The 26,959-nt window shown below is 67.7% G+C and carries 26 protein-coding genes and 1 riboswitch; of the genes, 19 read left to right on the top strand and 7 right to left on the bottom strand.

Features of this window, described 5'->3' with window-relative positions; all coding sequences use genetic code 11:
* Positions 1-10 precede the first annotated feature (10 nt).
* From thiC to DFLDMN_RS11505, 6 genes are all read left to right on the top strand, one after another.
* Positions 11-1,891 carry a phosphomethylpyrimidine synthase ThiC gene (gene thiC, locus DFLDMN_RS11530; RefSeq protein ID WP_423195097.1) on the top strand — a complete coding sequence of 627 codons (1,881 nt, stop codon included), beginning with the start codon at positions 11-13 and terminating at the stop codon, positions 1,889-1,891.
* 3 nt (positions 1,892-1,894) lie between these two features.
* On the top strand, positions 1,895-3,112 hold the full coding sequence (locus DFLDMN_RS11525; protein WP_423195096.1) for an FAD-dependent oxidoreductase: 1,218 nt from the start codon (positions 1,895-1,897) through the stop codon (positions 3,110-3,112).
* Between the two features lie 9 nt (positions 3,113-3,121).
* Positions 3,122-3,319: a sulfur carrier protein ThiS gene (gene thiS, locus DFLDMN_RS11520; RefSeq protein WP_423195095.1), complete on the top strand. Its 198-nt coding sequence runs from the start codon at positions 3,122-3,124 to the stop codon at positions 3,317-3,319.
* A 3-nt stretch (positions 3,320-3,322) separates the two neighbouring features.
* Complete coding sequence (locus DFLDMN_RS11515; RefSeq protein ID WP_423195094.1) at positions 3,323-4,162, top strand: thiazole synthase; 840 nt, start codon at positions 3,323-3,325, stop codon at positions 4,160-4,162.
* Positions 4,159-5,379, top strand: a complete 1,221-nt coding sequence (locus DFLDMN_RS11510; RefSeq protein WP_423195093.1) for a thiamine phosphate synthase — start codon at positions 4,159-4,161, stop codon at positions 5,377-5,379. The genes DFLDMN_RS11515 and DFLDMN_RS11510 overlap by 4 nt, the downstream gene beginning before the upstream one ends.
* Before the next feature lie 185 nt (positions 5,380-5,564).
* Positions 5,565-5,936: a PaaI family thioesterase gene (locus tag DFLDMN_RS11505; RefSeq protein ID WP_423198386.1), complete on the top strand. Its 372-nt coding sequence runs from the start codon at positions 5,565-5,567 to the stop codon at positions 5,934-5,936.
* Positions 5,937-6,039: 103 nt separating this feature from the next.
* Here the strand turns inward: DFLDMN_RS11505 and DFLDMN_RS11500 are convergent, their stop codons facing one another.
* Together DFLDMN_RS11500 and thiD are read right to left on the bottom strand one after the other, a co-directional pair.
* Positions 6,040-6,456, bottom strand: coding sequence for a PGDYG domain-containing protein (locus DFLDMN_RS11500; RefSeq protein WP_423195092.1), 417 nt, complete (start codon positions 6,454-6,456; stop codon positions 6,040-6,042).
* 4 nt (positions 6,457-6,460) lie between these two features.
* Positions 6,461-7,345, bottom strand: a complete 885-nt coding sequence (gene thiD / locus DFLDMN_RS11495; protein ID WP_423195091.1) for a bifunctional hydroxymethylpyrimidine kinase/phosphomethylpyrimidine kinase — start codon at positions 7,343-7,345, stop codon at positions 6,461-6,463.
* 66 nt (positions 7,346-7,411) lie between these two features.
* Positions 7,412-7,536: riboswitch (S-adenosyl-L-homocysteine riboswitch) on the top strand.
* Positions 7,537-7,739: 203 nt separating this feature from the next.
* On the opposite strand from thiD, the gene ahcY reads away from it, so the two are divergent.
* The 4 genes from ahcY to DFLDMN_RS11475 all read left to right on the top strand — a co-directional run bounded on the left by ahcY (position 7,740) and on the right by DFLDMN_RS11475 (position 11,343).
* Positions 7,740-9,158, top strand: a complete 1,419-nt coding sequence (gene ahcY, locus DFLDMN_RS11490) for an adenosylhomocysteinase (protein ID WP_423195090.1) — start codon at positions 7,740-7,742, stop codon at positions 9,156-9,158.
* 90 nt (positions 9,159-9,248) lie between these two features.
* Positions 9,249-9,596, top strand: coding sequence for a phage holin family protein (locus DFLDMN_RS11485; RefSeq protein WP_423195089.1), 348 nt, complete (start codon positions 9,249-9,251; stop codon positions 9,594-9,596).
* A 36-nt stretch (positions 9,597-9,632) separates the two neighbouring features.
* Positions 9,633-10,463: a methylenetetrahydrofolate reductase [NAD(P)H] gene (gene metF, locus DFLDMN_RS11480; RefSeq protein ID WP_423195088.1), complete on the top strand. Its 831-nt coding sequence runs from the start codon at positions 9,633-9,635 to the stop codon at positions 10,461-10,463.
* 82 nt (positions 10,464-10,545) lie between these two features.
* Positions 10,546-11,343 (top strand): Mut7-C RNAse domain-containing protein, encoded by a 798-nt coding sequence (locus DFLDMN_RS11475; RefSeq protein ID WP_423195087.1) that lies wholly within the window; start codon positions 10,546-10,548, stop codon positions 11,341-11,343.
* Here the strand turns inward: DFLDMN_RS11475 and DFLDMN_RS11470 are convergent.
* On the bottom strand, positions 11,321-11,887 hold the full coding sequence (locus DFLDMN_RS11470; RefSeq protein ID WP_423195086.1) for a 5-formyltetrahydrofolate cyclo-ligase: 567 nt from the start codon (positions 11,885-11,887) through the stop codon (positions 11,321-11,323). The genes DFLDMN_RS11475 and DFLDMN_RS11470 overlap by 23 nt on opposite strands.
* Positions 11,888-12,201: 314 nt before the next feature.
* Here DFLDMN_RS11470 and DFLDMN_RS11465 point away from each other — a divergent pair, with 314 nt between their 5' ends.
* The 4 genes from DFLDMN_RS11465 to DFLDMN_RS11450 all read left to right on the top strand — a co-directional run bounded on the left by DFLDMN_RS11465 (position 12,202) and on the right by DFLDMN_RS11450 (position 17,407).
* Positions 12,202-14,151 carry a transglycosylase SLT domain-containing protein gene (locus DFLDMN_RS11465; protein WP_423195085.1) on the top strand — a complete coding sequence of 650 codons (1,950 nt, stop codon included), beginning with the start codon at positions 12,202-12,204 and terminating at the stop codon, positions 14,149-14,151.
* Between the two features lie 78 nt (positions 14,152-14,229).
* On the top strand, positions 14,230-15,255 hold the full coding sequence (locus DFLDMN_RS11460; RefSeq protein WP_423195084.1) for a complex I NDUFA9 subunit family protein: 1,026 nt from the start codon (positions 14,230-14,232) through the stop codon (positions 15,253-15,255).
* Positions 15,256-15,470: 215 nt separating this feature from the next.
* Complete coding sequence (locus tag DFLDMN_RS11455) at positions 15,471-16,154, top strand: glutathione S-transferase family protein (protein WP_423195083.1); 684 nt, start codon at positions 15,471-15,473, stop codon at positions 16,152-16,154.
* Between the two features lie 14 nt (positions 16,155-16,168).
* Positions 16,169-17,407 carry a multifunctional CCA addition/repair protein gene (locus DFLDMN_RS11450; protein ID WP_423195082.1) on the top strand — a complete coding sequence of 413 codons (1,239 nt, stop codon included), beginning with the start codon at positions 16,169-16,171 and terminating at the stop codon, positions 17,405-17,407.
* Positions 17,408-17,414: 7 nt separating this feature from the next.
* Here the strand turns inward: DFLDMN_RS11450 and DFLDMN_RS11445 are convergent, their stop codons facing one another.
* Both DFLDMN_RS11445 and DFLDMN_RS11440 read right to left on the bottom strand, forming a co-directional pair.
* The gene (locus tag DFLDMN_RS11445) at positions 17,415-17,609 is read right to left on the bottom strand and encodes a DUF2905 domain-containing protein (protein ID WP_423195081.1); all 195 of its coding nucleotides are present in this window, start codon (positions 17,607-17,609) and stop codon (positions 17,415-17,417) included.
* Positions 17,610-17,611: 2 nt separating this feature from the next.
* Entirely contained in the window at positions 17,612-18,841 is a 1,230-nt protein-coding gene (locus tag DFLDMN_RS11440) for a class I SAM-dependent methyltransferase (protein WP_423195080.1), read from the bottom strand.
* A gap of 16 nt (positions 18,842-18,857) precedes the next feature.
* On the opposite strand from DFLDMN_RS11440, the gene DFLDMN_RS11435 reads away from it, so the two are divergent.
* Genes DFLDMN_RS11435 through ttcA form a run of 3 tightly spaced genes read left to right on the top strand, consistent with a single transcriptional unit; the run spans position 18,858 to position 21,137 of the window.
* Positions 18,858-19,712, top strand: coding sequence for an SDR family oxidoreductase (locus tag DFLDMN_RS11435; protein ID WP_423195079.1), 855 nt, complete (start codon positions 18,858-18,860; stop codon positions 19,710-19,712).
* Positions 19,713-19,722: 10 nt separating this feature from the next.
* The gene (locus tag DFLDMN_RS11430) at positions 19,723-20,124 is read left to right on the top strand and encodes a dihydroneopterin aldolase (RefSeq protein ID WP_423195078.1); all 402 of its coding nucleotides are present in this window, start codon (positions 19,723-19,725) and stop codon (positions 20,122-20,124) included.
* Positions 20,125-20,171: 47 nt separating this feature from the next.
* Entirely contained in the window at positions 20,172-21,137 is a 966-nt protein-coding gene (gene ttcA / locus DFLDMN_RS11425; RefSeq protein ID WP_423195077.1) for a tRNA 2-thiocytidine(32) synthetase TtcA, read from the top strand.
* A gap of 61 nt (positions 21,138-21,198) precedes the next feature.
* On the opposite strand, the gene DFLDMN_RS11420 is transcribed toward ttcA, so the two are convergent.
* A complete protein-coding gene (locus DFLDMN_RS11420; RefSeq protein ID WP_423195076.1) occupies positions 21,199-22,035 on the bottom strand; it encodes a DUF6279 family lipoprotein in 837 nt (278 codons plus the stop codon).
* A 381-nt stretch (positions 22,036-22,416) separates the two neighbouring features.
* On the opposite strand from DFLDMN_RS11420, the gene glmU reads away from it, so the two are divergent.
* A complete protein-coding gene (gene glmU / locus DFLDMN_RS11415) occupies positions 22,417-23,787 on the top strand; it encodes a bifunctional UDP-N-acetylglucosamine diphosphorylase/glucosamine-1-phosphate N-acetyltransferase GlmU (RefSeq protein WP_423195075.1) in 1,371 nt (456 codons plus the stop codon).
* Between the two features lie 28 nt (positions 23,788-23,815).
* Positions 23,816-25,654 (top strand): glutamine--fructose-6-phosphate transaminase (isomerizing), encoded by a 1,839-nt coding sequence (glmS, locus tag DFLDMN_RS11410; RefSeq protein ID WP_423195074.1) that lies wholly within the window; start codon positions 23,816-23,818, stop codon positions 25,652-25,654.
* 267 nt (positions 25,655-25,921) lie between these two features.
* Here glmS and DFLDMN_RS11405 read toward each other — a convergent pair whose 3' ends face one another.
* Positions 25,922-26,926: a tripartite tricarboxylate transporter substrate-binding protein gene (locus DFLDMN_RS11405; RefSeq protein WP_423195073.1), complete on the bottom strand. Its 1,005-nt coding sequence runs from the start codon at positions 26,924-26,926 to the stop codon at positions 25,922-25,924.
* Positions 26,927-26,959 lie beyond the last annotated feature (33 nt).

Here is a 26,959-nt window from a genome sequence, read left to right as displayed (position 1 = left end):
GACGAACCCCATGGCCCGAAACACCGCCCCCGCCGCATCGTTCGAATCGCTCGAGAGCGATCTCGACCAGAAATTCGCCTATCCGGCTTCCAGCAAGACCTACCTCACCGGCAGCCGGCCCGATCTGCGCGTGCCAATGCGCACCATCCTGCAGACCTCGACGCGCACGGAAAAGGGCGAGATGCCCAATCCGCCGATTCCCGTGTACGACACGTCGGGCCCGTACAGCGACCCGGACGTGCACATCAACCTCAAGGCCGGCCTGCCGCCCGTGCGCGCCAGGTGGATCGAGGAGCGTGGCGATACCGTGGTGCTGCCGGGCCTGTCGTCGGACTACGGCCGCGACCGCGCCAACGATCCGGCCACCGCGCACCTGCGCTTTGCCCAGCTGACCAACCCGCGCCGCGCCAAGCCCGGCGCCAATGTGTCGCAGATGCACTACGCGCGCCGCGGCATCGTCACGCCGGAAATGGAATATGTGGCGCTGCGCGAATCGCTGAACCTGCAGGCGCTCTACGACAAGCCCGAGTACAAGGCGCTGCTGCGCCAGCATGCGGGCAACGCGCTCGGCGCGGCGCTGCCGCTGCGTCCGGAAGACATCACGCCCGAGTTCGTGCGCCGTGAAGTGGCCGCGGGCCGCGCCATCATTCCGGCCAACATCAACCATACCGAGCTCGAGCCGATGGCGATCGGGCGCAACTTCCGCGTCAAGATCAACGGCAACCTCGGCAATTCCGCGGTGACGTCGTCGCTGGCCGAGGAAGTGGAAAAGATGGTGTGGTCGATCCGCTGGGGTGCGGACACCATCATGGATCTCTCCACCGGCAAGCACATCCACGAAACGCGCGAATGGATCCTGCGCAATTCGCCGGTGCCCATCGGCACCGTGCCGATCTACCAGGCGCTCGACAAGACCGGCGGCATCGCCGAGGACCTGACCTGGGAAATGTTCCGCGACACGCTGATCGAGCAGGCCGAGCAGGGCGTGGACTATTTCACGATCCACGCGGGCGTGCTGCTGCGCTACGTGCCGCTGACGGCCGACCGCGTGACGGGCATCGTCTCGCGCGGCGGCTCGATCATGGCCAAGTGGTGTCTCGCCCACCACAAGGAAAACTTCCTGTACACGCACTTCGACGAGATCTGCGAAATCATGAAGGCGTACGACGTGTCGTTCAGCCTCGGCGACGGGCTGCGTCCCGGTTGCATCGCCGACTCGAACGACGATGCCCAGTTCGGCGAACTGCGCACGCTCGGCGAGCTGACCGCCAAGGCGTGGGAGCATGACGTGCAGGTGATGATCGAAGGCCCGGGCCACGTGCCGCTGCAGCGCATCCAGGCCAACATGGACGAGGAACTCAAGCACTGCTACGAGGCACCGTTCTATACGCTGGGACCGCTGGTGACGGATATCGCGCCGGGCTACGACCACATCACGAGCGGCATCGGCGCCGCCAACATCGGCTGGATGGGCACCGCCATGCTGTGCTACGTCACGCCGAAGGAGCATCTGGGCCTGCCGGACAAGGAAGACGTGCGCGAGGGGATCATCACGTACAAGATCGCGGCGCACGCCGCCGACCTCGCCAAGGGGTGGCCCGGCGCGCAGCTGCGTGACAACGCGCTGTCGAAGGCGCGCTTCGAGTTCCGCTGGGAAGACCAGTTCAACCTCGGGCTCGATCCGGAGCGCGCGCGTTCGTTCCACGATGCCACGCTGCCGGCGGAAGGCGCCAAGATCGCCCACTTCTGCTCGATGTGCGGTCCCAAGTTCTGTTCGATGAAGATCACGCAGGAAGTGCGTGACTACGCCGCGTCGCTGCCCGAAGCCCAGCGCGGCATGGAAGAGAAATCGATCGAGTTCGTCAAGCAGGGCAGCAAGATCTACACCTGAGTCATGAGCGCCGTGCAGTCCTTCGATGTCGTGATCCTCGGTGCCGGCCTGGCCGGCCGTCTGTGCGCCTGGCTGCTGGTGCGCGCCGGTGCCCGGGTGGCGCTGGTCGAGCGCGGCGGGCCCGACGGCACCGGCTCGGCCGCGCATGTGGCGGCCGCCATGCTGGCGCCGCTGGCGGAGTCGGCCATCTCCGAGCGGCGTATCGTCGATCTCGGCGTGGCCAGCCTCGAGCTTTGGCGCACGTGGCTGAAGGAGCTGCCGGAGCCCGTGTTCTTCCAGGAAGACGGCACGCTGGTGGTCTGGCACGCGCGCGATCGCGGCGAGGTGTCGCTGTTCACCAGCCGCATGCGCGCGGTGGCGCCGCCGGAGCTGTTGTCGGCGCGCATGCGGGCACTGGACGGCGGCGGCGTGGCCGCGGTCGAACCCGAGCTCGCGGGCCGCTTTACGCAGGGCCTGCTGCTGCAGGGCGAGGGACAGCTCGACAATCGCGGCGCGATGCGCGCGCTCCTCGCATGCGCGGTGGGCGAGGGCCTGCGTTGCGTGTGGGAGGCCGGCGAGATCGATGCCGATGCCTTGCCGGCACTCGGCCTGCGCGCGGATGTGGTGCTCGATTGTCGTGGCCTCGGCGCGCGGGCCGCGTGGCCGGCGCAGACCGTGCCGGGCCGCTCCACGGCTATGCCGGGTCTGCGCGGCCTGCGTGGCGAAGTGGTGCGCGTGCATGCGCCCGACGTGTCGCTGCACCGGCCGGTGCGGCTGCTGCATCCGCGTTATCCGATCTATATCGCCCCCAAGCCGAACGACCTCTACGTGATTGGCGCCACCGAGCTCGAGAGCGAGGATGAATCGCCGATGAGCGTGCGTTCGGCGCTGGAACTGCTGTCGGCCGCTCATTCGCTGCATCCGGCGTTTGGCGAGGCGCGCGTGCTGGAGCTGAACGTGCAGCGCCGGCCGACGCGGCCCGACCACCTGCCCTCGATCCGCGTCGACCAGCAGGCGCGCGTGGTGCGCGTCAACGGCCTCTACCGCCATGGCTGGATGATCTCGCCGGCGGTGACGGAGGCCGCGTGCGAAGTCGTCCGCGCGCTGCTGGGCGGCGATCCCGCCGCGCACGCGGTGCCCGCGGCGCTGCGCTGGCCAGGCATGATCGAGGCCGTGAGCGAACCGGCCGCGCCATCCCACCCGGTCTCCTCGATGGTGGAAGGCAGCACGTCGCTTCATTAGAAAGACATCATGGAAATTGTGCTCAACGGCCATCCGCTGGTCCTTGCCGACTCCGCCACGCTGGCGGATGCGGTGACCGCGGCGGCCATCGCGCCGCCCTTTGCGGCCGCGGTCAACGGCCAGTTCGTGCCGCGCGCCGCGCATGCGGCGACGCCGCTTGCAACTGGCGACAAGATCGACCTCGTGCAACCCGTGACGGGAGGCTGACCCATGACATTCCAACCCGCCGAAACCGTGCGCGATCCGTTCGTGCTGTACGGGGAATCGTTCGCGTCGCGGCTGCTGCTCGGCACCGCGCGCTATCCGTCGCCGGCCACGCTGGAGGCCGCCATCGACACCGCGCGCCCGGCCATGATCACGGTCGCGCTGCGGCGCCAGACCGCGGTCGGCAGCGGCGAGGGCCAGACCCTCGGCGGCCAGTCGTTCTGGCAGATGCTGCGCACGCTGGGCGTGCCGGTATTGCCCAATACGGCCGGCTGCTTCACCGCGCAGGAAGTCATCAACACCGCGCTGATGGCGCGCGAGGTCTTCGAGACCGACTGGATCAAGCTGGAACTGATCGGCGACGACTACACGCTGCAGCCGGATACGCTCAACCTGCCCGCGGTCGCCGAAACGCTGATCAAGGACGGCTTCAAGGTATTGCCGTACTGTACCGAGGACCTCGTACTGTGCCGGCGCCTGCTCGACGTCGGTTGCCAGGCGCTGATGCCCTGGGCCGCGCCGATCGGCACCGGTCGCGGCGCGGTCAATCCGCACGCGATGCGCATGCTGCGCGAGCGGCTGCCCGATACGCCGCTGATCGTCGACGCCGGCCTGGGCCTGCCGTCGCACGCGGCGCAGGTCCTCGAATGGGGTTATGACGGCGTGCTGCTCAATACCGCCGTGGCGCAGGCCGCGTATCCGGTCAATATGGCACGCGCGTTCGCGCAGGCCGTGGAAGCCGGGCGCACCGCCTACCTGGCCGGGCCGATGCCCGAGCGCGAGGTGGCGCAGGCCAGCACGCCGGTGGTGGGCATGCCGTTCTGGCATGCGGAGGATCGCGCATGACGACGCCGGGTTCGACGATGGAGGGGTTGGCTGCCGTGTTCGATGCCGCCTTGTACCGTGCCGTCCTCGCGCGCTTCGGTACCACCTTCGGCCATGACGATGCGCCGTGGCGCGCGTGGCCGCGGGCCGCTGCGCCGGCGGCGCTGACGCGGCACGATGTGGTACTGCTCGACGGGCTGGTAGATGGTGCGGAGGCCGGCACCGATAGCGACACCGGCAGCGACACCGGCAGCGACACCGGCAGCGCTCCACTGGGTACCCGTGTCGCCGCGGCGGGCGCCACGCTGATCGCCACCGTGCGCGAGGGCACGCGCTGGATCGACACCGTGCACTCGCCAATGGGCACCTGGGTACTCGACAGCGAGGCCGAGGGTGAGGCGCCGCATGGCCCCGCCTTCGTGGCCGTGCTGCTGGCCAGCCTGTCGATGCATTTTCCCGCGCACGATGCGCTGTGCATCGCGCGCGCCTGGCAGGCGGGTTCGCTCGACTGGCCGGCCGACTTTGCGCGGTTTCCGTGCGTGCGGCAACCCGCGCTGGCGTCGCCGGCACGGCGGCCGCCGCCGTTCGCACCGTGTCCGCCCGACCTCGGCCTGTACGCCGTGGTGCCGGATGCGGCATGGATCGAGCGTCTGGTGCCGCTGGCGGTGCCGACCGTGCAGCTGCGCTTCAAGTCTGGCGATGCGGCGGCGGTGAGCGCCGAGGTGGAGCGCGCCGCGCGCGCGGCGAAGGCGGCAGCCAAGGGGTCGACATCGCGCCTGTTCATCAACGACCACTGGCGCGTGGCCCTCGACTATCACGCGGCGCAGGGCGGGGACAGCGGCATCTACGGTATCCACCTGGGCCAGGAGGATCTGGACGAGGCCGACCTCGATGCGATCCGCGCCTCGGGCCTGCGGCTGGGCGTGTCCACGCACGGTTATGCCGAGATGCTGCGCGTGGCGGCGCTGGCGCCGAGCTACCTCGCGCTCGGCGCGATCTTCCCGACCACCACCAAGGTCATGCCGACCGCGCCGCAGGGCATGGGCCGCTTCCAGTCGTATGTGAGGCTGATGCAGCCGGTAATCCCCTCGCTGGTCGGCATCGGCGGCGTCAACGAGAGCAATCTGCGCGAGGTGCTCGCGGTCGGCGTGGGGAGCGCCGCCGTGGTGCGCGCCGTCACCGAGGCTGCCGACGTGGCCGCGGCCGTGGCGCGGCTCAAGTCGATGTTCGAACGCTGAATGCGGTGGCGGCACTGCCGCCGCTGGAGGCGGGCGCCGATTGCGCATATCCTCTGAGGTTACGCATCACGGGCCACGGTTCCGTGCTGCGGAACACACAGAGGACTTTCGTTTTGGATACGCAGATCATCCCGGTGGCGCCGGGCACGCCCGACAAACCTTATTTCGGTATCGATATTCCGCTCATGCGGCTGTTCGGCCTGCAGCCCGTCCATATCGAGGACGGCCAGTGCCGCACACGCCTGCCGGCCCATGGCGCGCTGGTGAACAGCCGGGGCGACGTGCATGGCGGCACGCTGATGGCGGTGCTCGATTTCACCCTGAGCGGCGCGGCCCGCTCGCATGCGCCGCTCGATGTCGGCGTGATCACCATCGACATGTCCACGCACTTCCTGGCCGCCGCGCGCGGCGAGCTGACTTTCGAGGCCCGCTGCATCCGGCGCGGCGCCAAGATCGCGTTCTGCGAAGGCGAGGCGCGCGATGCCGGCGGCACGGTGGTGTGCGTGGCGCGCGCCGCGTTCAAGCTGGTGCCGATGTCGGCCGGCGGCGGCAACTGAGGCGTCAGGCGTTCCTCATCAACGTCGCGGGCGCGTCCAGGAGGCGTCCAGGAGGCGTCCAGAGCGCGCCCAGGGCGTGCCCGAGGCGTGCCCGAGGCGTGCCTCAGGCGCGTCGATATACCGCAAGAAAGCGCGCCCGTTCCGTAATGCCGTAGTCGCCGGGCGCATACTGCATCAGCCTGTCGCCGGGCTTGCCATGCAGTACGTCGCCTCCGGCCGAGCGCGCGATCGAAAAGGCCTGCTCCATTTCCCTGGCCAGCACCGGCACCGGCTTGTTGCGATACGCGCCGGCCATGCCCGGCACCGGGTCGTAGCGCGCGTCGAAGCGTTCTCGCGAGACGCACCAGCGATCGCCGGTGCTACCCGTCACGATGGCATCGCCCACGCGATAGCGGTTCGGTCCTTCGCGGCTGACCAGTTCGCCGGGCTCGGTGGCAAAGATCACCTGGACCACTTCTTCCTTGACGTACAGGTTGGCCGCGTCGTCGCGACGCAGATCGATATCGGTCAGCAGGGTCATGGCTTCAGCCCAGCGCGCGCGGCGCGAAGGTGTGGTTGAGCGGCCCGTTGCCGGTGCCCAGTTCAAGTCCGGTGCCGGCGGCGATGGCCGCGGCAACATAATCCAACGCGTGCGCGACGGCATCGTCCAGGGCGCGCGCAGGGTCGGGCGGCTCGCCAGCGCGCGCGCCGTGCGCCAGCTGCGCCGCGATGGCCGCCGCCAGCGTGCAGCCGGTGCCATGCAGATTGCGGGTATCGATGCGCGGATGCGAGAACACACGGACGCTGCCGTCGGCGCGCATCAGCAGGTCGTCGAGCTGTTCGCTGTCCTCCAGGTGCCCGCCCTTGAGCAGCACGGCGCGACAGCCGAGCGCGAGCAGGTCCGCCGCGGCCTGTTCCATCTCGCCGCGGCGCGCAATGCGGCGGCCCAGCAGGTACGAGGCTTCCGGCAGGTTGGGTGTGACCAGCAGCGCGCGTGGAAACAGCAGCCGCACCATGGCCGCGCTGGTGGAGTCGTCGGACAGCGTGGCCCCCGAGGTGGAAATCATCACGGGATCGACCACGAGCCGCGCGATGCCGTGCCGGTCGACCGCGCCGGCCACGGCTTCGACGATGGCGGCGGTGCCGAGCATGCCGGTCTTGGCCGCATCCACGCCGATATCGCTCGCCACGGCGTTGATCTGGGCGCCGACCATGTCGGCCGGAACGGCATGCACGCCGGTCACGCCGCGCGTGTTCTGCGCCGTAATGGCCGTGATCGCGCTCATGCCGAAGCAGCCGAGCGCCGCGAAGGTCTTGAGATCGGCCTGGATGCCGGCCCCGCCGCCGGAGTCCGAGCCGGCGATGGTGAGGGTGCGGGGCGGCGTGCGGGAGCAGGTGGCGCGGGGCGGCCGGGGTGGCGTGGGGGACATGTCGTGGCCAGAAAAAAAATCTTGGGCGGGGCAGCAAGCCTGTCGCCGGGCACGCTACAATACCGCCACTCCGAGGAGCGTTGCAACGAATGGTCTCGCCCATGATGGTCCGCCAAGTCCGGACAGGATCCATCAAGACCCACGAAGACCCATTCGCCAGGCTCGGATGTCTTCAACGGCGCTCGCTGATCCGTGGTTTGCACGGGGGCGAGTTCGACCTATCTGCCTGCACGTTGTTCACGTTGTTCATGTTGTGCACGTCATCCGTGATGACTGCCTCATGCCTGCAGGCGCGCCATGCCAATGCGGTGCCATGTCAGCCAAGCCCGGCTGCGCACGCGTATTGAGGCTTGTCACCACTCGTCACCGTCGCCACTCTTCACCGGAGTGAAACATGAACGCTGTGACCGACCTCAAGCAAGACTATCTCGTCGCCGATATCAACCTGGCCGGCTGGGGCCGCAAGGAAATCGCCATCGCCGAAACCGAAATGCCCGGCCTGATGGCAATCCGCGACGAATTCGCCGCCGCGCAGCCGCTCAAGGGCGCGCGCATCGCGGGCTCGCTGCACATGACCATCCAGACCGCCGTGCTGATCGAGACGCTGCGCGCGCTCGGCGCCGACGTGCGCTGGGCCTCGTGCAACATCTTCTCGACGCAGGACCATGCCGCCGCGGCCATCGCGGCCTCGGGCACGCCGGTGTTCGCGTTCAAGGGCGAGTCCCTCAAGGAATACTGGGACTTCACGCACCGCATTTTCGACTGGGCGGATGGCGGTACCCCCAACATGATTCTCGACGACGGCGGCGACGCCACGCTGCTGCTGCACCTGGGCGCGCGCGCGGAAAAGGACGCCTCGGTCATCGCCAGGCCGGGCAGCGAGGAAGAAACGTACCTGTTTGCCGCCATCAAGGAAAAGCTGGCCAAGGATCCGACCTGGTACAGCCGCAACCTCGACGCCATCCGCGGCGTGACCGAGGAAACCACCACCGGCGTGCATCGCCTGTACCAGATGGCACAGCGCGGCGAACTCAAGTTCCCGGCCATCAACGTCAACGACTCGGTGACCAAGAGCAAGTTCGACAACCTGTATGGCTGCCGCGAGTCGCTGGTGGACGGCATCAAGCGCGCCACCGACGTGATGATCGCCGGCAAGGTCGCGGTCGTGGCCGGTTACGGTGACGTGGGCAAGGGCAGCGCCCAGGCCCTGCGCGCGCTGTCGGCCCAGGTGTGGGTGACGGAAATCGACCCGATCTGCGCCCTGCAGGCCGCGATGGAAGGCTATCGCGTGGTGACCATGGAGTACGCCGCCGACAAGGCCGATATCTTCGTGACCTGCACCGGCAACTACCACGTCATCACGCATGACCACATGGCCAGGATGAAGGACCAGGCCATCGTCTGCAACATCGGCCACTTCGACAACGAGATCGATATCGCCTCGATCGAGAAGTACGAGTGGGACGAGATCAAGCCGCAAGTCGACCACGTGGTTTTCCCGGACGGCAAGAAGCTGATCATCCTGGCCAAGGGCCGCCTGGTGAACCTGGGCTGCGCCACGGGCCATCCGTCGTACGTGATGAGCAGCTCGTTCGCCAACCAGACCATCGCCCAGATCGAACTCTGGCAGGAGCGCGACAGCGGCAAGTATCCGGTGGGCGTGTACACGCTGCCCAAGCATCTGGACGAGAAGGTCGCGCGCCTGCAGCTCAAGAAGCTGAACGCGCAGCTGACCGAGCTCACCGAGCAGCAGGCCGCGTACATCGGCGTGAAGAAGGAAGGCCCGTACAAGGCCGATCACTACCGTTATTAAGCGGTAACGGCGGCCCCGCGCGCGGTGTCGCGGCGGGGCCGGCGCGCCGACCGGCGTCCCCCGTATTTCCCCCTTTGACGAGGAGTCGATATGAGACTGTTGGCCGTATGGATCATCAATGCCGCATCGCTGTTCCTGGTCGGCAGCGTCATCAATGGCATCGAGCTGCGCGGATTTGGCGCGGCCATGATCGCCGCGCTGGTGCTCGGCCTGGTCAACACGCTGATCCGGCCGATCCTCGTCATCCTGACGCTGCCGGTCACGCTGCTGACGCTGGGCCTGTTTATCTTCGTCATCAATGCGCTGCTGTTCCTGTTTGTGGGCAACCTGCTGCAGGGCTTCGTGGTGCAGGGGTTCGGCGCCGCGCTGCTTGGCTCCATCCTGTACAGCGTGATCTCGTGGCTGCTGGCCAGCCTGCTGCTGCGCGACCGCGACTGATGCATTTTCCCGCGCCGCCAGGCGGCGTGACATGTCATGACTGAACGCTATTACAGCTTCGAATTCTTCCCGCCCAAGACGGCCGAGGGCGCGGAGAAGCTGCGCAACACGCGTGCGCAACTGGCGCCGCTGCAGCCGAAATACATCTCGGTGACGTTCGGTGCCGGCGGTACCACGCAACAGGGCACGCTCGACGCCGTGCTGGAGATCCAGCGCGACGGCATCGAGGCCGCGCCGCACCTGTCGTGCGTCGGCTCCACGCGCGAAAGCATCCGCCAGATCCTGCAGACCTACCGCGACGCGGGCATCCGCCATATCGTCGCGCTGCGCGGCGATATGCCGTCGGGCATGGGCGAGATCGGCGAGTTCCGCTATGCCAACGAGCTGGTGGAGTTTATCCGGGCCGAAACCGGCGACTGGTTCCATATCGAGGTGGCGGCCTATCCCGAGTACCATCCGCAGGCGCGTTCGCCGCGTCACGATCTCGACAACTTCGCGCGCAAGGTCAAGGCCGGCGCCGATTCCGCGATCACGCAGTACTTCTTCAACGCGGATGCGTATTTCCGTTTTGTCGACGACGTGCGTGCGCTCGGCGTGGACGTGCCGATCGTGCCGGGCATCATGCCCATCACCAACTACTCGCAGCTGATGCGCTTCTCGGAGATGTGCGGCGCCGAGGTGCCGCGCTGGGTGGCCAAGCGGCTGGAGGGCTTTGGCGACGACCGCGAGTCGATCCGCGCGTTCGGTCTCGACGTGGTGACCGGTCTGTGCGAGCGGCTGCTGGCGGCCGGCGTACCGGGGCTGCATTTCTATACGCTCAACACGGCGGGCGCGACCAAGGCGATCTGGGAGCGGCTCAAGCTGTAAGCCTGCCGGCCGGGCCGGCAGGGGCGTGCGGCGCCGCCGCCAGCCGTGCGCGGCGGCGCGTCCGGAGGTGCATACTGTACCGATGGTCACCGCTACCTTCCGCTTCTACGAAGAGCTCAACGACTTTCTGCGGCCGGCGCAACGCTGGCGCGACCTGGCGTGTCCATGCGCGCGCGCGGCCACGGTCAAGCACATGATCGAGGCCCTCGGCGTGCCGCATACCGAGGTCGAACTGATTCTCGTCAACGGCGAGTCGGTGCCGTTCGGCCATGCCCTCGCCGATGGCGACCGCGTTGCCGTCTATCCCAAGTTCGAGGCGCTGGACGTTACGCCGCTGCTGCGCGTGCGTGCGCAGCCGTTACGCACGCTGCGCTTTGTCGCCGACGCCCATCTGGGCGGACTGGCGCATCTGCTGCGCATGACGGGCTTCGACACGCTCTACGACAATCACTTCGAGGATAGCGAGATCGAGCGCATTGCCGTGGTGTCCGCCCGCGTGGTGCTGACGCGCGATCGCGAGCTGCTCAAGCGGCGCGGCATCACGCATGGCTGCTATGTTCGCGCGCTGCGGCCGGTGCAGCAGGTGCGCGAGATCTTCGACCGCCTCGACCTCGCGCGCGGCGCACGGCCGTTCTCGCTGTGCCTCGACTGCAATGCGCCGCTGCACCGGATTGCCAGGGCGGAAGCCGCGGAACATGTGCCCGACGGCGTGCTTGGCCGGCACGAGCACTTCGTGCGCTGCGCGCATTGCCAGCGCGTGTTCTGGGAGGGATCGCACTGGCGCCGCATGCGCGCGCTGGTCGACGATCTGCTCGCGGCGCGCCCGGCCGGTCCCGCCGACCGCCCCGACGGGGCGCCTAAAAGCAGCCCGCCTCGGTGACGATCCAGTCCATCGGCAGGTCATGCGCGCCGGCCCGCAGCGGAATGCGGCACGCCTCAAAACCAATGCCGATCGCCAGCGGGCGTCTGGCGCGGGCCGGATACACGGCCAGCGTACGGTCGTAGAAGCCGCCGCCATAGCCGAGGCGGAACTTATCGGCGCTGAAGCCGACACAGGGAATGATCAGTGCGTCGGGCGCGGCCGCGTCGGTGCCATCGGGAACGGGAATGCCGTAGCGTCCGGTGCGCATCGGCGTATCCGGGGTCCACAGGTGGAAATCGAGGGGCGTGGCCGGCGCGCTGACCACGGGCAATGCCGCCTGCCGCCCCGGCATGCCTTGCAGCCAGCGCGCGACGACCGCGCGCGCGTCGAATTCCTGCTGGATTGGCCAGTAGAACCCCACGCAGTGCACGGCAAGCCGCTCGAGCAGGGTGTCGAGCGCGCGTTCGATACGCGCGTCCGCCGCCGCCCGCCCGGGCAATTGCGCGCGCCGGGCCAGCAGCATGGCGCGCAGGGCACGGCGGTCGCTCATGTCGCTGGTCATGTCGGTACTCGGCCCGGCGCTCATGTGCGGATCAGGTCGCCACCCCCGGACGTGACGCGGGGAGCGGCGCCGCGCGCGAATTGAGGGCTGTCAGGGGAGTTGTCCGGCGCTTTGGCGAGGGGCATGGCGTGCAATAATGTCTGGCCAATGGTCCGATGGTTGCGACGAAGGTTACGACGACCGCTTCGACAGCTTCGACAGCCAGTACGCGACGAGCAGGTCAGGCAAGACAGACTCGCCGAAACCATGAAACACCGGTGCGGCGGCCCGGGCAAGTCCGCGCCGCGCGCCATCGAACAAGAGGAACAACAAGCATGTCGAAGGGAGTATATCTGCGCCGTGCCGGACGCGCCGCCTGGATCGTGTTCGCGGGTGCGCTGCTGGCCACGCCGGGTTACGCGCAGAAGCGCGCCGCGCCGCCCCAGCCCCCCGCGTTGACGATTCCGAGCAATCCCGACGATGCCTTCGTCGCGCTGCGCGAGGCCGCGCGCAAGAATGACGCCGATCGCGCCGCCGCGATTTCGGCCACGCTGGTCGACTATCCGATTCCGTCTTACGTCGAATACTTCCGCATCAAGCCGCAGATGTTCGACAGCAGCGGCCTGGCGCGCATCGATGCGCCCGACGACCAGGTCCGCACCTTCCTGCTGCGCTATCAGGGCGAGGCGATCGCCGACCGCATGCGCAATGACTGGCTGCTGGTGCTCGGCAAGAAGCGGGACTGGGCCAACTTCGACGCCGAGTATCCCAAGTTCGTGCTCAAGGACGATACGCAGGTGGAGTGCTACGCATTGCTGTCGCGCGCGCTCAAGGGGCAGAACGTCGCCGCCGAGTCGCGCGCGGCGCTCTCCGACGTGCGTTACTACGGCGAAGGCTGTGTGGACCTGATCAGCTATCTCGCGCAGAGCCAGCAGATCCAGCGCAGCGACGTCGCTTTCCAGGCGCGCCAGGCACTCGAGCAGAACTACACCACGCTGGCCGCGCGCATCGCGGCGGCCGTGCCGGACGCGCGTGCCGACAGCGACACGCTCGCGACCATCGTCAAGATGGCGCGCAGCGATCCCAGCCAGGCGGCCGCGTATCTCAACGCCAGTGCCGGCAGCCTGTCGCGCGACGAGCAGGGTGCGGCGTGGGGCGTGATTGGCCAGTTTGCGGCCAAGAAGCTGGCGCCCGAGGCGGCCGGCTATTTCCGCCGGCAGATGGATCTCGGCGGCAACCAGTGGCTGTCCGATGAAACGCAGGAATGGCGCGTGCGCGCCGCGCTGCGCCAGGGCGACTGGAAGCAGGTGCGTTCGGCCATCGAGCTGATGCGGCCGGAATTGCGCGCCAAGGATCCGGCCTGGACCTACTGGTACGGTCGCGCGCTCGCCGCCGACAACCGTCCCGACGAAGCGCGCGCGCGCTACGAATCGATCGCGGGCCAGTTCAATTTCTACGGTCAGCTCGCCACCGAGGAACTGGGCAACCGCATCACGCTGCCGGTACGTACCACGGTCAGCGAGGCCGAGGCCATGGCCATGCGCACGCGCCCGGGCTTTATGCGCGCGCAGAAGTTCTATGACCTGAATCTGCGCTTTGAAGGCAATCGCGAATGGAACTGGGAGCTGCGCGGCATGAGCGATCGCGAGCTGCTGGCCGCGGCCGAATACGCGCGCCGCATCGAGCTGCTCGACCGCGCCGTCAACACGGCCGACCGCACCAAGGCGGAGCATGATTTCTCGCTGCGCTTCGTCATGCCGTATCGCGACATCATGCAGCGCGCCACCGACGACGTCGGCCTCGACATGGCTTGGGCATACGGCCTGATTCGCCAGGAATCGCGCTTCATCATGAATGCGCGTTCGTCGGCCGGTGCCCATGGCCTGATGCAGGTCATGCCGGCTACCGCCAGGTACGTCGCGCGCAAGATCGGCATGGGCAACTTCTCGCCGTCGATGATGGGCGATCCGAATGTCAATATCCAGCTCGGTACGAATTACATGAGCATGGTATTTACGGACCTCGACAGCTCGTGGACGCTGGCTTCCGCGGCTTACAACGCCGGCCCGGGACGGCCCAAGAACTGGCGCAGCAGCCTGCCGCGTACCGTGGAAGGCGCGATCTTTGCAGAGACGATTCCGTTCTCGGAAACGCGAACCTATGTCAAGAACGTACTCTCCAATGCGACGTACTATGCTGCATTGATGAGTGGCCGGCCCCAGTCGCTGAAGGATCGCCTGGGTTTGGTCGCACCGTCTTCGGTCACGACGACCAGCCTGCCCTGATGCGCGGAGGTTAGCCTGCGCGGCCCGCAGGGAGGGTTGGCCCCGTGGCCGCGTGAATTCACCGCCACGGAGCCAACCATGCAGACCTGCAACGTCCTCGTCATCGGTGGCGCCGGTTTCATCGGCAGCCATCTCGTTTCGCGCCTGGCTGGCGCGGCCTCGGCGTCGGGCGCCCCGCTCGACGCCGCCTCCAATCCCACCGACAGTCCCATCGCCCCCGAACGCATCGTGGTCGGCACGCGCAGCGTCGAGCATGCGCAGCACCTGTTGCTGCTGCCGCGTGTGGAAGTGGACGAGCTCGGGCTTGCCGACGATGCGGCGCTCGACGATGCCATCGGCTCGCTCGGCGTGGACGGCATCGTGGTCAATCTCGTCGGCGTGCTGCATGGCGAGCGCGGCGAGCCGTACGGCGAGACCTTCGCCGCCGCGCACGTGGAACTGCCGCGCCGGATCGTCGAATCGTGCCGCCGCACGGGCGTCCGGCGCCTGCTCCATATGAGCGCGCTCGGCGCGGACAGTCGCGGTCCGTCGATGTATCTGCGCAGCAAGGGCGACGGCGAACGCCTGGTGCGCGAGTCGGGCCTCGACTGGACGGTGTTCCGCCCGTCGGTGGTGTTCGGCCCCGACGATCGTTTCCTCAACCTGTTTGCGCAGATGCAGGAAATGGCGCCGGTGGTGCCGCTCGCGTGCGCGCATGCGCGCTTCCAGCCGGTGTTCGTGCAGGACGTGGTGCAGGCCTTCCTGAACGCCATGGTCACGCCGGGTACGATCGGCCACGCCTATGATCTGGGCGGGCCCACCGTCTATACGCTCGAGGAGCTGGTGCGCTTTGCCGGCCGCGCCTCGGGACACCCGCGCCCGGTGATCGCGTTGCCCGATGCGCTCGCGCGCGTGCAGGCCGCGGTGCTCGAACACCTGCCGGGCGGCCCGGTGATGTCGCGCGACAACCTCGACTCGATGCGCCTCGACAACGTGCTTGAGCATCCGGTCGCGAGCGAGCTGAACCTGCATCCGGCCAGCCTCGAGTCGGTGATGACCGATGTGCTGGCGGGCCGCAACCGCGATGCACGGCTGCAGGTCATGCGCGGCAGCGTGCATCGGTAGCGCGGGCAAGGGCGGGGAGCAGGCCGCGGCGCGGGTGGGAAGAAAGACGGCGCAAAAAGATCGGCGCAAAAGATCGGCGCCGGGCGTGCCCGATGTGAACCCATCTAGCAGCGTTGCGAGCGTAATTCGTTTGATGCGCGCCGGCCGCTCTGGCTACAATGGCCGGCACGGCCAATGCGCCGGATGAACCTCTTTTCCCCCAAGGATTTCGCGACATGAAGCTCGTCGTCGGCAACAAGAACTACTCTTCCTGGTCGCTACGCCCCTGGCTGCTGCTGCGTGAAGCGGGCATTCCGTTCGAGGAAATCGCGGTACGCCTGTTCACGCCGGAGTTCGACGCGGAGATCGCGCGCTACTCGCCGGCCGGCAAGGTGCCGGTGCTGATCGATGGCGACGTGCACGTATGGGATTCGCTGGCGATCTCGGAATACGTGGCCGAGCGCTTTCCCGACCAGCAACTGTGGCCGGCCGATGCGGGCGCGCGCGCCCATGCGCGTTCGATCTGCGCCGAGATGCATGCGGGCTTCCATCAGATACGCAACCAGTTGCCGATGAACGTGACCGCCATGCTGCCGGGCCTGGGCTGGAGCGTCGCGGTCCAGCGCGAAGTGGACCGTGTGGCCGCGATCTGGGGCGGCCTGCGGCAGCGGTATGGCAGCGAAGGTCCGTTCCTGTTTGGCGCGTTCACGGTGGCCGACGCGTTCTACGCGCCGGTGGTATCGCGTTTTGCCACGTACGGCATCCATCTGCCCGAGGATGCCAAGGCGTATGCTGACTTCATCCTGGCACGGCCCGCGATGCAGGAATGGGCCGCGGGCGCACGCGCCGAACGCGATTTCGTGGTGGCCGACGAGCCTTACCGCACCCGCCCGGATCGCGACGACGCCATCATTCTCTGAGCGGGGCAGCACGCATGCAGGTCTATGCCGTGGGCGGCGCCATCCGCGACGAATTGCTGGGGATTCCGAGCCAGGACCGCGACTACGTGGTGGTGGGCGCGACGCCTGCCGAGATGGAAGCGCTGGGCTACAAGGCCGTCGGCAAGGACTTTCCGGTATTCCTGCATCCGCAGACCAAAGCCGAGTACGCGCTCGCGCGCACCGAGCGCAAGACCGCGGTCGGCTACAAGGGCTTTGCGTTCTATTGCGGCGCCGACGTGACGCTCGAGGACGACCTCGTGCGGCGCGATCTCACCATCAATGCGATGGCGCGCGCGGTCGATGCGGACGGCCATCTGGTCGGACCCGTGATCGATCCGTATGGCGGCCGGCAGGATCTGGCCGCGCGGCGCTTCCGGCATGTGTCGGCGGCGTTCGCGGAAGACCCGGTGCGCATTCTGCGTGCGGCGCGCTTTGCCGCGCGCTTTCATGATTTCACGGTGGCGCCGGACACGGTGGCGCTGATGCGCAAGATGGTCGAGGCCGGCGAGGTCGATGCGCTGGTCCCCGAGCGCGTCTGGCAGGAACTCGCCCGCGGGCTGATGGAGGCGCGGCCGTCGCGCATGTTCGAGGTGCTGCGCGAATGCGGCGCGCTGGTCAGGCTGTTGCCCGAGCTGGACCGCCTGTGGGGCGTGCCGCAGCGGGCCGAGTACCACCCCGAGGTCGATACCGGCGTGCACGTGATGATGGTGATCGACCATGCGGCCGCGCACGGGGCCTCGCTGCCGGTGCGCTTTGCCGCGCTGGTGCACGACCTGGGCAAGGGCACCACGCCCGCCGACGTGCTGCCGCGCCACATCGGCCACGAAGAGCGCAGCGTCAAGCTGCTGGAAGGCGTCTGCGCGCGCCTGCGCGTACCCAACGAATGCCGCGAACTGGCGCTGGTGGTGGCGCGCGAACACGGCAATATCCATCGCTCGATGGCGTTCGGCGCGGCGGCGGTAACGCGCCTGCTGGAGCGCTGCGACGCGTTGCGCAAGCCCGAGCGCTTTGCCGAGGCGCTGCGCGCGTGCGAGGCCGACGCGCGCGGCCGGCTCGGCTTTGCGCAACGCGACTATCCGCAGGCGGCGCGGCTGCTGGCGGCGCGCGAGGCGGCCGCGGCAGTCGATGCGGGCGCCATCGCCAGGGCCTGCGCGGACAATGTCAGCCAGATCAAGGAACGCGTGCATCAGGCCCGCGTGGCGGCGGTGGCGCAGCAGCTCGGACTGGACTGAACCGCCGCTACAGCAGGCGCCCGATCACCAGCGCCAGCAGCGACAGCAGGATGGTCGAGGCGAAGGGCAGCACGTACTCGCGGCCGAACAGCCGGAAGCGCACGTCCCCGGGCAGGCGGCCCAGGCCGATTTTCTGCAGCCAGGGCAAGGTGGCCGACAGCACGAGCACGCAGAGGAAGATGGTCAGGGTCCAGCGCAGCATGATCAGAGCGCGTGCGTGCGGTCGCCACGGGCGAAGCCGGCCAGGGTCGCAGCGTCAGCCTCGGCGCTGCCACTGTCCAGCGCGCGGGTGAGCGCGATCACCTTGAACAGCTCGCCCATCTCGGCCTCCGACAGCAGCTTCTGCACGGCGTTGGCGGCCGGCAGGAAGGTGCGGGCGTCCGCGGGGTCGAGCGTCATCAGCAGATCGGTAATGCCCGCGTTCATCAGGAAGCGCGCCTGCGAGCAGAAGCCGGCCACGGTCAGGCCGGCATCCACCGCGGCTTCCGCGATGCCGCTGAAGTTGACGTGGGCGGTAATGTCCTGCAGGCCCGGATAGAGAAACGGATCGGGATGCGCGTGATGCCGGTAGTGGCACATCAGCGTGCCGCCGGTGCGCTGCGGGTGGTAGTACTCCGCGGCCGGAAAGCCGTAGTCGATGAAGAACGCGGCCCCGCGCGCCAGCATCGCCGCCACGGCGCGCACAAAACCTTCGCCTTCGGCATGGGTCTCGGTCACCAGGTCATGGTCGCCGGGGATCGCGGCGACGGCGGCCGGCACTTCGTCCGCGCTCAGCAGCCGGTCCTCGTATTCGAATGCATCGCCGGCGTTGCCCTCCGCCATCGCATCCGCGCCGGTCTTGCGGCCCACCCCGCGCTCGTACCAGCGCCCGCCCTGGCGCGCGAACAGCCGCACCGGCATGGCGTCGAGCACCTCGTTGCCGACGATCACGCCCTCGAAGCGCTCGGGCAGCGCATCGTGCCAGAGCACGCGCGCGGCCAGGTGCGGGGCGCGCTCGTTGAGCGTCCGCTGCTGGCGTGCACGCAGTTCGCCGGACAGTTCGACGATGGCGTACTGGGCCGGCAAGGCATTTTCCTGTTCGAGCGCGAGCAGCAGGTCGGCCGCCAGGCGACCGGTGCCGGCGCCGAATTCCATCACGGCGGGCAGTCCCTGCGCAATCAGCGGCGCAAACTGGCGCGCCAGCGTGCGGGCGAAGAAGGGGGACAATTCCGGCGCGGTGATGAAGTCGCTGCCGTCGCGTGCATCGCGGCCGAACTTGGCGGCGCCGCCGCTGTAGTAGCCCAGCCGCGGCGTGTAGAGCGCCAGCGACATGTAGCGGTCGAAGCCGATCCAGCCGCCGGCTGCGTCGATGGCGTCGGCAATGCAGGCGGAAAGGGCATGGGAGGCGTCGAGCGCGTCGGCGGGGGGAAGGGGTAGACTAGCGACTTTCTGCATATCGCGAATTGTAGCAATGGCTGCTTCAACTACCCCCGCCACCCCCGAAATTCCGCCCGCACGCGGCGTCGCGCTCGTGACCGGCGGCGCGCGCCGGCTGGGACGCGCGATCTCGCTCGAACTGGCCGCGCATGGCTGGGACATCGCGGTCCACTGCAACCGCTCCGTGGCCGAAGCCGAGGCGCTGGCCACGCAGATCCGGGCGCGCGGGCGCCGGGCCGCGGTGCTGCGCGCGGACCTTGCCAACGAGGCCGAGACTGCCCGCCTGATCGCCAACTGTGCGGTGGCGCTCGGTACGCCGACCTGCCTGGTCAACAACGCGTCGCTGTTCCAGTACGACGTGGCCACGAGTTTTTCGTACGCCTCGCTCGATACGCATATGCGTACCAATGTGGCGGCGCCGCTGCTGCTCGCGCGCGAGATGCACAAGGCGCTTGCCGCTGGTGCCGGGGTCGCCGCCGGAGATGCGCACGCCGAAGCTGCCTCCCAGGCCCCCGAGCCCCCGCGCGGTGTGGTGATCAACCTGCTCGACCAGAAGCTGGACAACCTCAATCCCGACTTCCTGTCGTACACGCTGTCCAAGGCCGCGCTGCAGACCGCCACGCTGCAACTGGCGCAGGCGCTCGCGCCGCGCCTGCGCGTGGTCGGCGTGGCGCCCGGCATCACGCTGGTGTCCGGTGACCAGAGCCATACCGGCTTCAGCCGCGCGCACCAGATGACGCCGCTGGGCCAGTCGTCGACGCCGGAAGACATTGCGCAGGCGGTGGCCTACCTGGCCACCGCGCGCGCCGTCACCGGCACCACGCTCTACGTCGATGGCGGCCAGCATCTGATGCCGCTGCACCGTGACGTGATGTTCCTGACCGAATAAGCCCCCTGAAATGACCATGCTCGCAGCCCTTACCCACCCCAGCCTGTCCGACTGCCGCCGGATGTTCCTGCGCAACTACGAAGTGCAGATCAACATTGGCGTGCATGAATTCGAGAAGAAAGGCGAGCAGCGTGTGCTGGTCAATATCGACCTGTTCGTGCCGCTGGCGGACACCACGCCGCAGGCCGACCGGCTCGAGGAAGTGGTCGACTACGACTTCATGCGCAACACCGTGGCGGCGCGCATGGCGCAAGGCCATATCCACCTGCAGGAAACGCTGTGCGACGACGTCGCGCGCGCCATGCTGCAGCATCCGAAGGTGCGCGCCGTGCGCGTCTCGACCGAGAAGCCGGACGTCTACCCCGACTGCGATTCGGTGGGCGTGGAGGTGTTCCACATCAAGCCGCTATAAAATACCGGCCCGCGCGCCCCCCGGCCGACCCTGTTCCACAATGCCTTATGAGCCACTCCGCTAACTTCTATCGTCTCGAAACCCGCCTCCAGTCCCAGACCGGCAAGGCGATCGGCGACTTCGGCATGATCGAGGACGGCGATACCGTGCTCGTCTGCATGAGCGGCGGCAAGGATTCGTACACCATGCTGTCGGTCCTGATGGCGCTGCAGAAGCGCGCGCCCATCCAGTTCAAGCTGATCGCGATGAACCTGGACCAGAAGCAGCCGGGGTTCCCGGAGCACGTGCTGCCCGACTACCTGAAGTCGGTGGGCGTGGAGTACGTGATCGTGGAAGCGGACACCTATTCGATCGTCAAGGAGAAGGTGCCCGAGGGCAAGACCACGTGCTCGCTGTGTTCGCGCCTGCGCCGTGGGGTGATCTACCGCACCGCAAAGGAGCTGGGCGCCAACAAGATCGCGCTTGGCCATCATCGCGACGACATCGTCCAGACCTTCTTCCTGAACATGTTCTTCGGCGGCAAGATGAAGGCCATGCCGCCCAAGCTGGCCACCGACGACGGCCAGCACATCGTGATCCGCCCGCTGGCGTACTGCTCCGAGAAGGACATCGCCAGCTACGCGCGCGCGATGGCATTCCCGATCATTCCGTGCAACCTGTGCGGCTCGCAGGAGAACCTGCAGCGCAAGAAGGTCAGCGAGATGCTGCAGGTGTGGGAGCGCGAGAATCCGGGCCGCATCGACAATATCTTCGCGGCGCTGCGCAACGTGGTGCCGTCCCACCTGGCCGATACCGAGCTGTTTCCGTTCACGGGTCTGGCGACGGGGCTGGCCAAGGTGGACGAGGCCTCGCTGTTCGGTGAGACCACGTTCTCGCAGCAGCCGCTGGTGTTTGCCGGCAGCGCCGAAGCCAATCGCATGGAGTTCGTGCGGTTCGAGCGCGCCTCGGCCGGGCCCACCACGCCTGCGACGCCTGTGGCTCCGGCCGCCCCCGCCGAGATCGCCGAAGGCTGACCGCCGCGCCGGGGGCCACCGCGTCCGGTGGACGGCGCCCGGCCCGATTCACCCGCATTTTTCAGTTAGCCGCCTGCTCCGAGCTGCCGCCATCGCGCATCAGCGAGCGGGTGTCGTCGATCCATTTCTGGAAGCGGTCGGCCGCATGGGCCTTCTGTTCCGGCGTGGTCAGGTTGGCGATGGTCACCGTCAGGTCGACGCCGGCCTGACCGCGCTCGGGGCCGGGACGGCTCCACTGTTCGCCGTAGTGGCGCAGCATCTGCTCGACCTGCGCCTTGGGCGGATGGGTCGACTGCACCTCGCGCGCCAGCGCCAGCCAGTCCTTCTGGCGCCGGATCCGTTCCGCGTAGCGGGCTTCCGCGCCCTGCATGTAGGGGCCCATCGCGTCACGGATGGCTTTCTCCTGCTCACGCGAGAAGCGGCCGTAGATCAGCTTGGCATATTCCATGATCTTGTCGAGGCGCGCATCGGTGCGGGCCTCGGCATTGCCGCGCAGGAATGCCTTGCGATATTTGGCGTTGCTCTCGTCGAACTTGCCTTCCATGTGCCGGATCTGCTCGGGCGTGAGCGTCAGCATCAGGCTGGCCACGTCGGGCACGGCATTCTCGAAGGCCTGGCGGCCCAGGCGCTGGGTGTCCTGCTGCACATGGCGGATCATGCCGGCGTCCACGGTCTGCGTCACTTCGCCCTTGACCCGGGTGAGCACCGTGGCAATTTCGGGCAACTGGTTGCGCCGATGCCACACAAAGAAGCGGTGGATCGCTTCGCGCGTGGGGGGCTCCTGGGCATCCGAGATGTCCACGTAGCGGTCGACCCACCAGTAGGCCAGCCGGTCACCCTGCTGGTAGCCCAGTTTCATCGCATTACAACCGGCCAGGCCGACCACGGCGACGCCCATGGTAAATGCTGCAAACCATGCAAAAACGCGCGTTCGCCAATTGTGAAGTTTGGAAACCGCGGGCGGTTGGGCATAACCCGCCATGCTAGAATCGGCGCGCATGTTTACCCGGCTGCAGGAACGCTTCAGAAGTCCGCCAGCCCAGGTTTTACAACGGGTTTGACTGGCCGTTCGCGCACCAGATGGCAAGCCAGATGGCACCCCGGATGGCACCCCGGATGGCACCCCAGAGGGCAAGCCGGATGGCAACCCCGGCAGCACACGGGCCAGCCAGCCAGTCGGATGCCGGGTTAGATAACGATTTCGCCGCAGTGGACGGTGAAACGATCCGTGGCGCGGATTTTCCAGTTTCTCTCCAGACACACTCACTTAGGCCTCCTTGTGAATATCGTCATTCTTGCCGCGGGCATGGGAAAGCGCATGAATTCCGCGCTGCCCAAGGTTCTCCATCCGGTCGCCGGTCAGCCCATGCTCGCCCACGTGCTGGCCACCGCCCGCTCGCTGTCGCCCGCGCGCCTGGTCGTGGTGGTGGGACACGGTGCCGAACAGGTCCGCGCCGCCGTCGGTGCGAGCGATGTCCAGTTCGCCGAACAGGCCCAACAGCTCGGCACCGGCCACGCCGTCATGCAGGCCTTGCCGCTGCTCGATGACGCGCATCCCACGCTCGTGCTCTATGGCGACGTACCGCTGACCTCCGCCGCCACGCTGCAGGCGCTGCTCGATGCCGCCGGTGGCGAGCGCCTGGGCGTGCTGACGGTCGAGATGCCCGATCCCACTGGCTATGGCCGGATCGTACGGGACGCCGCCGGCAGCATCGTGCGCATCGTCGAGCAGAAGGATGCGAACGAGGCCGAGCGCGCCATCCGCGAGATCAACACCGGCATCATCGTTTGCCCCACCGGCCATCTGCGCCGCTGGCTGGCCACGCTGCGCAACGACAACGCGCAGGGCGAGTACTACCTTACCGATACCATCGAGCGCGCCGCGAAGGACCGCGTCGAGGTGGTCTCGGCCCAGCCCGCCGCGCTGTGGGAGACGCTCGGTGTCAACAGCAAGGTGCAGCTTGCCGAGATCGAGCGCATCCATCAGCGCAACATCGCGCAGCGGTTGCTCGAATCCGGCGTGACGCTGCTGGACCCCGCCCGCATCGACGTGCGCGGCGAGCTGACCTGCGGCCGCGACGTGACCATCGACGTAGGCTGCGTATTCGAGGGCCGCGTGCGTATCGAGGATGGCGTTCATATCGGCGCGCATTGCGTGATTCGGCAGGCGACCATCGGCGCGGGCACCCGGCTGCAACCGTTCTGCCACATCGACGAAGCAACAATCGGGCCGGCCGGGCGCATCGGGCCGTATGCGCGTCTGCGTCCCGGGGCGGAGCTTGGCGAGGATGTGCACATCGGCAATTTCGTCGAGGTCAAGAACAGCCAGATCGGTCATCACAGCAAGGCCAATCACCTGGCCTACGTCGGCGATTCGACGGTGGGCCAGCGCGTCAATATCGGCGCGGGCACGATCACCTGCAATTACGATGGCGCCAACAAACTGCGCACGGTCATCGAGGATGATGTCTTTATCGGCTCCGACACGCAACTCGTGGCGCCGGTCACGGTGCGCCGTGGCGCGACCATCGGTGCCGGCACCACGCTGACCAAGGATGCGCCGGCCGACAAGCTGACCATCTCGCGCGCCAGGCAGATGACGGTCGACGGCTGGAAGCGTCCGGTCAAGCAGCCCAAGGTCGTCAAGTAAAGCTATATCTCTATCGGGGGTTCAAAGTATGTGTGGCATTGTCGGCGCGGTTTCGACCCGCAATATCGTACCGGTCATGATCGAAGGCCTGCGGCGCCTCGAATATCGTGGCTATGACTCGTGTGGTGTGGCCATCGTGCGCGACGAGATGCTGGAGCGCGCGCGTACGGTGTCGCGCGTGGCCGATCTCGACACGCAGACGCAGTCGTCGGGGCTGGCGGGGCATACCGGCATCGCGCACACGCGCTGGGCCACGCACGGCAAGCCCGACACGCTCAATGCGCACCCGCACTTTTCGGACGAGACCATCGCCCTGGTGCACAACGGCATCATCGAGAACTACGAGCCGCTGCGCGAGGAACTGCGCGCCGCCGGTTACGGCTTCGAGTCGCAGACCGATACCGAGGTGGTGGCCCACCTGATTCACCAGGCTTATACCTATCCGAGCAGTGCGACGCGCGGCGACCTGTTCGCGTCCGTGCGCGTGGTGACCAAGCGCCTGCATGGCGCCTATGCAATCGCCGTTATCGCCAGGGACCAGCCGCAGCGCGTGGTCGGCGCGCGTGCCGGCTCGCCGCTGGTGGTGGCGCTGGGCGACAACGAGGCGTTCCTCGCCTCGGACGCGCTGGCCGTGGCCGGCACCGCCAATCGCATCATCTACCTGGAAGAAGGCGACGTCGCCGAAATCACGCTGGAAGGCGCGCGCATCCGCGACGTACGCGACCACGAGGTCGAGCGCGAAGTGCGCGTGGTGGAAGCCCACGCTGCCGCGGTGGAACTGGGACCGTTCCGCCATTTCATGCAGAAGGAAATCTTCGAGCAGCCGCGCGCGCTCGGCGATACGCTGGAAGGCGTGGAAGGCATCGAGCCGTCCATGTTCGGTGAGGCCGCGCCGGCGGTATTTGCCGACATCGACAGCATCCTGATCCTCGCCTGCGGTACCAGCTATTACTCGGGCTGCACCGCCAAGTACTGGCTGGAGTCGGTGGCCAGGATCCCAACCCAGGTGGAAGTGGCCAGCGAATATCGCTATCGCGACACCGTGCCCAACCCGCGCGCGCTGGTGGTGGTGATCTCGCAATCGGGCGAGACCGCCGATACCATGGCCGCGCTGCGTCACGCGCGTTCGCTCGGTCATACCCATACGCTCGCGATCTGCAACGTGGCCACCAGCGCGATGGTGCGCGAAACCGAGCTGCGCTTTCTGACGCGCGCCGGCACCGAGATCGGCGTGGCCTCGACCAAGGCCTTCACCACGCAGCTGGCGGCGCTGTACATGCTGACGCTGGCGCTGGCCAAGGTGCGGGGTCACCTGAGCGCCGAGGACGAAGCCAAGGCGATGACCAACCTGCGCCACCTGCCCGCCGCGCTGCATGGCGTGCTGGCGCTGGAACCGCAGATCATCGCGTGGTCGGAGGACTTTGCCCGCCGCGAGAACGCGCTGTTCCTTGGTCGTGGCCTGCATTATCCGATCGCTCTCGAAGGCGCGCTCAAGCTCAAGGAAATCTCGTATATCCACGCCGAAGCGTATCCGGCCGGCGAGCTCAAGCACGGCCCGCTGGCGCTGGTGACGGAAGCCATGCCGGTCGTGACGGTGGCACCGAACGACGCGCTGCTGGAAAAGCTGAAGTCCAACATTCAGGAAGTGCGCGCCCGCGGCGGCCGTCTGTACGTGTTTGCCGATTCCGACACGCACATCCAGTCGTCGGACGGCATCCAGGTTATCCGCATGCCCGAACACTACGGCCCGCTCTCGCCGATCCTGCACGTGGTGCCGCTGCAACTGCTGGCCTACCACACGGCCTGCGCCCGCGGCACCGACGTGGACAAGCCGCGCAACCTGGCGAAGTCGGTGACGGTGGAGTAACGGTTCTTGCGCCACGCCGGGCGGTCTCCCGCCCGCGACGAACAGACGGCGCGGCACACCCGTTGTATCGGCAAAGGCCTCCGCATGTCGGAGGCCTTTGCGCTTCATGGGCGCACGTTGCATGCCGGCGCATGCGCCGAAAATACGAAAGCCCTTCATGTGAAGGGCTCTCTGAACCATCACGGGGGATGGCCCCGCTTGTGCCGCGCCTGCGGCGCCTCGCGCGAAGACCCTGGCGCCGACCGGCTTCCGGGGCCGGACTCCGGATTACTCCGGCTGGATCCCCGCGTCCTTGATGATCTTGCCCCAGTGGGCGACTTCGGCTTCGTAGAATTTCTTGTGGCCGGCCGGGGTCAGGCGGTCGTCGGTGACCATCGTGATGCCGAGCGCTTCCTCGCGCTTGATCAGTTCCGGGTCTTTCAGCGCGGCGCGCAGGGCGGTGTTGATCTTGGCGAGGACCGCCGGCGGCGTGCCGTGCGGGGCGTAGAGGCCGTGCCAGACGGTGAAGTTGAAGCCAGGCAGGCCGGCCTCGTTGAGCGTCGGCACGTTGGCGAGGCCGGGCACGGCGGAGCGTTGCAGGCTGCTGACGCCGTAGGCCTTGACCTTCTTGCCTTCGATCTGCGGCGTGCTGTTGGTGGCCTGCTCGCACATCAGGTCGACCTGGCCGCCCATGAGATCGGACATGGCCGGGCCGGTGCCCTTGTACGGCACGAAGGTCATATGGCTCTTGAGCATGTTCTGCAGCATCAGGCCGCACAGGTGCGAGGCCGAGCCGACGCCGGCATTGGCGAGGTTGAGCTTGTCGCCGTCGGCCGCGATCAGCTTGCGCAGATCGGCCAGCGTGTTGGGCGTGAGCTGCGGCTTGCCGATCAGCGTGGAGGGGGCTTCATTGATCAGGCCGAGGAATTCGAGCTCGTCGCTCTTGTAGCCAAGCTTCCGGTAGAGCGAGGGCGCCGTGGCCAGGCCGATATGGTGGACCAGCAGCGTATAGCCATCCGGATTGGCGCGCGCCACGCGCGCGGTGCCGATGGTGCCGCCAGCGCCGGTGGTGTTCTCCACCACCACGGTCTGGTTCAGCGTCTTGCGCAACGCTTCGGCCACGTCGCGCGCGATCTTGTCGCTGGGACCGCCGGCCGCGAACGGCACGACGAGGGTGACAGGTTTTTCCGGGTACTCCGCCAGGGCGGTCCCGGGCAAAACCGCGGGAAGAACAGCGATACCACAGGCCACGGCAAGGCCTGCGGCGCGAAAGATCGCGCGCGGGTGCAGCATGGTTGTCTCCTTGTTGTTTGCTGTACTACGGTG

The organism is Cupriavidus sp. H19C3, assembly GCF_049393815.1.
GTDB lineage: Bacteria > Pseudomonadota > Gammaproteobacteria > Burkholderiales > Burkholderiaceae > Cupriavidus.
Note: the sequence above shows the minus strand (reverse complement) of the source record. Positions and strands in the feature narration are given on the sequence as shown.

What these genes read in the sequence shown, in the direction of transcription:
- thiC (WP_423195097.1), top strand. Translation starts at nt 11, where the DNA reads ATGGCCCGAAACACCGCCCCCGCCGCATCGTTCGAATCGCTCGAGAGC.
- DFLDMN_RS11525 (WP_423195096.1), top strand. Translation starts at nt 1,895, where the DNA reads ATGAGCGCCGTGCAGTCCTTCGATGTCGTGATCCTCGGTGCCGGCCTG.
- thiS (WP_423195095.1), top strand. Translation starts at nt 3,122, where the DNA reads ATGGAAATTGTGCTCAACGGCCATCCGCTGGTCCTTGCCGACTCCGCC.
- DFLDMN_RS11515 (WP_423195094.1), top strand. Translation starts at nt 3,323, where the DNA reads ATGACATTCCAACCCGCCGAAACCGTGCGCGATCCGTTCGTGCTGTAC.
- DFLDMN_RS11510 (WP_423195093.1), top strand. Translation starts at nt 4,159, where the DNA reads ATGACGACGCCGGGTTCGACGATGGAGGGGTTGGCTGCCGTGTTCGAT.
- DFLDMN_RS11505 (WP_423198386.1), top strand. Translation starts at nt 5,565, where the DNA reads ATGCGGCTGTTCGGCCTGCAGCCCGTCCATATCGAGGACGGCCAGTGC.
- DFLDMN_RS11500 (WP_423195092.1), bottom strand. Translation starts at nt 6,456, where the DNA reads ATGACCCTGCTGACCGATATCGATCTGCGTCGCGACGACGCGGCCAAC.
- thiD (WP_423195091.1), bottom strand. Translation starts at nt 7,345, where the DNA reads ATGTCCCCCACGCCACCCCGGCCGCCCCGCGCCACCTGCTCCCGCACG.
- ahcY (WP_423195090.1), top strand. Translation starts at nt 7,740, where the DNA reads ATGAACGCTGTGACCGACCTCAAGCAAGACTATCTCGTCGCCGATATC.
- DFLDMN_RS11485 (WP_423195089.1), top strand. Translation starts at nt 9,249, where the DNA reads ATGAGACTGTTGGCCGTATGGATCATCAATGCCGCATCGCTGTTCCTG.
- metF (WP_423195088.1), top strand. Translation starts at nt 9,633, where the DNA reads ATGACTGAACGCTATTACAGCTTCGAATTCTTCCCGCCCAAGACGGCC.
- DFLDMN_RS11475 (WP_423195087.1), top strand. Translation starts at nt 10,546, where the DNA reads ATGGTCACCGCTACCTTCCGCTTCTACGAAGAGCTCAACGACTTTCTG.
- DFLDMN_RS11470 (WP_423195086.1), bottom strand. Translation starts at nt 11,887, where the DNA reads ATGACCAGCGACATGAGCGACCGCCGTGCCCTGCGCGCCATGCTGCTG.
- DFLDMN_RS11465 (WP_423195085.1), top strand. Translation starts at nt 12,202, where the DNA reads ATGTCGAAGGGAGTATATCTGCGCCGTGCCGGACGCGCCGCCTGGATC.
- DFLDMN_RS11460 (WP_423195084.1), top strand. Translation starts at nt 14,230, where the DNA reads ATGCAGACCTGCAACGTCCTCGTCATCGGTGGCGCCGGTTTCATCGGC.
- DFLDMN_RS11455 (WP_423195083.1), top strand. Translation starts at nt 15,471, where the DNA reads ATGAAGCTCGTCGTCGGCAACAAGAACTACTCTTCCTGGTCGCTACGC.
- DFLDMN_RS11450 (WP_423195082.1), top strand. Translation starts at nt 16,169, where the DNA reads ATGCAGGTCTATGCCGTGGGCGGCGCCATCCGCGACGAATTGCTGGGG.
- DFLDMN_RS11445 (WP_423195081.1), bottom strand. Translation starts at nt 17,609, where the DNA reads ATGCTGCGCTGGACCCTGACCATCTTCCTCTGCGTGCTCGTGCTGTCG.
- DFLDMN_RS11440 (WP_423195080.1), bottom strand. Translation starts at nt 18,841, where the DNA reads ATGCAGAAAGTCGCTAGTCTACCCCTTCCCCCCGCCGACGCGCTCGAC.
- DFLDMN_RS11435 (WP_423195079.1), top strand. Translation starts at nt 18,858, where the DNA reads ATGGCTGCTTCAACTACCCCCGCCACCCCCGAAATTCCGCCCGCACGC.
- DFLDMN_RS11430 (WP_423195078.1), top strand. Translation starts at nt 19,723, where the DNA reads ATGACCATGCTCGCAGCCCTTACCCACCCCAGCCTGTCCGACTGCCGC.
- ttcA (WP_423195077.1), top strand. Translation starts at nt 20,172, where the DNA reads ATGAGCCACTCCGCTAACTTCTATCGTCTCGAAACCCGCCTCCAGTCC.
- DFLDMN_RS11420 (WP_423195076.1), bottom strand. Translation starts at nt 22,035, where the DNA reads ATGGGCGTCGCCGTGGTCGGCCTGGCCGGTTGTAATGCGATGAAACTG.
- glmS (WP_423195074.1), top strand. Translation starts at nt 23,816, where the DNA reads ATGTGTGGCATTGTCGGCGCGGTTTCGACCCGCAATATCGTACCGGTC.
- DFLDMN_RS11405 (WP_423195073.1), bottom strand. Translation starts at nt 26,926, where the DNA reads ATGCTGCACCCGCGCGCGATCTTTCGCGCCGCAGGCCTTGCCGTGGCC.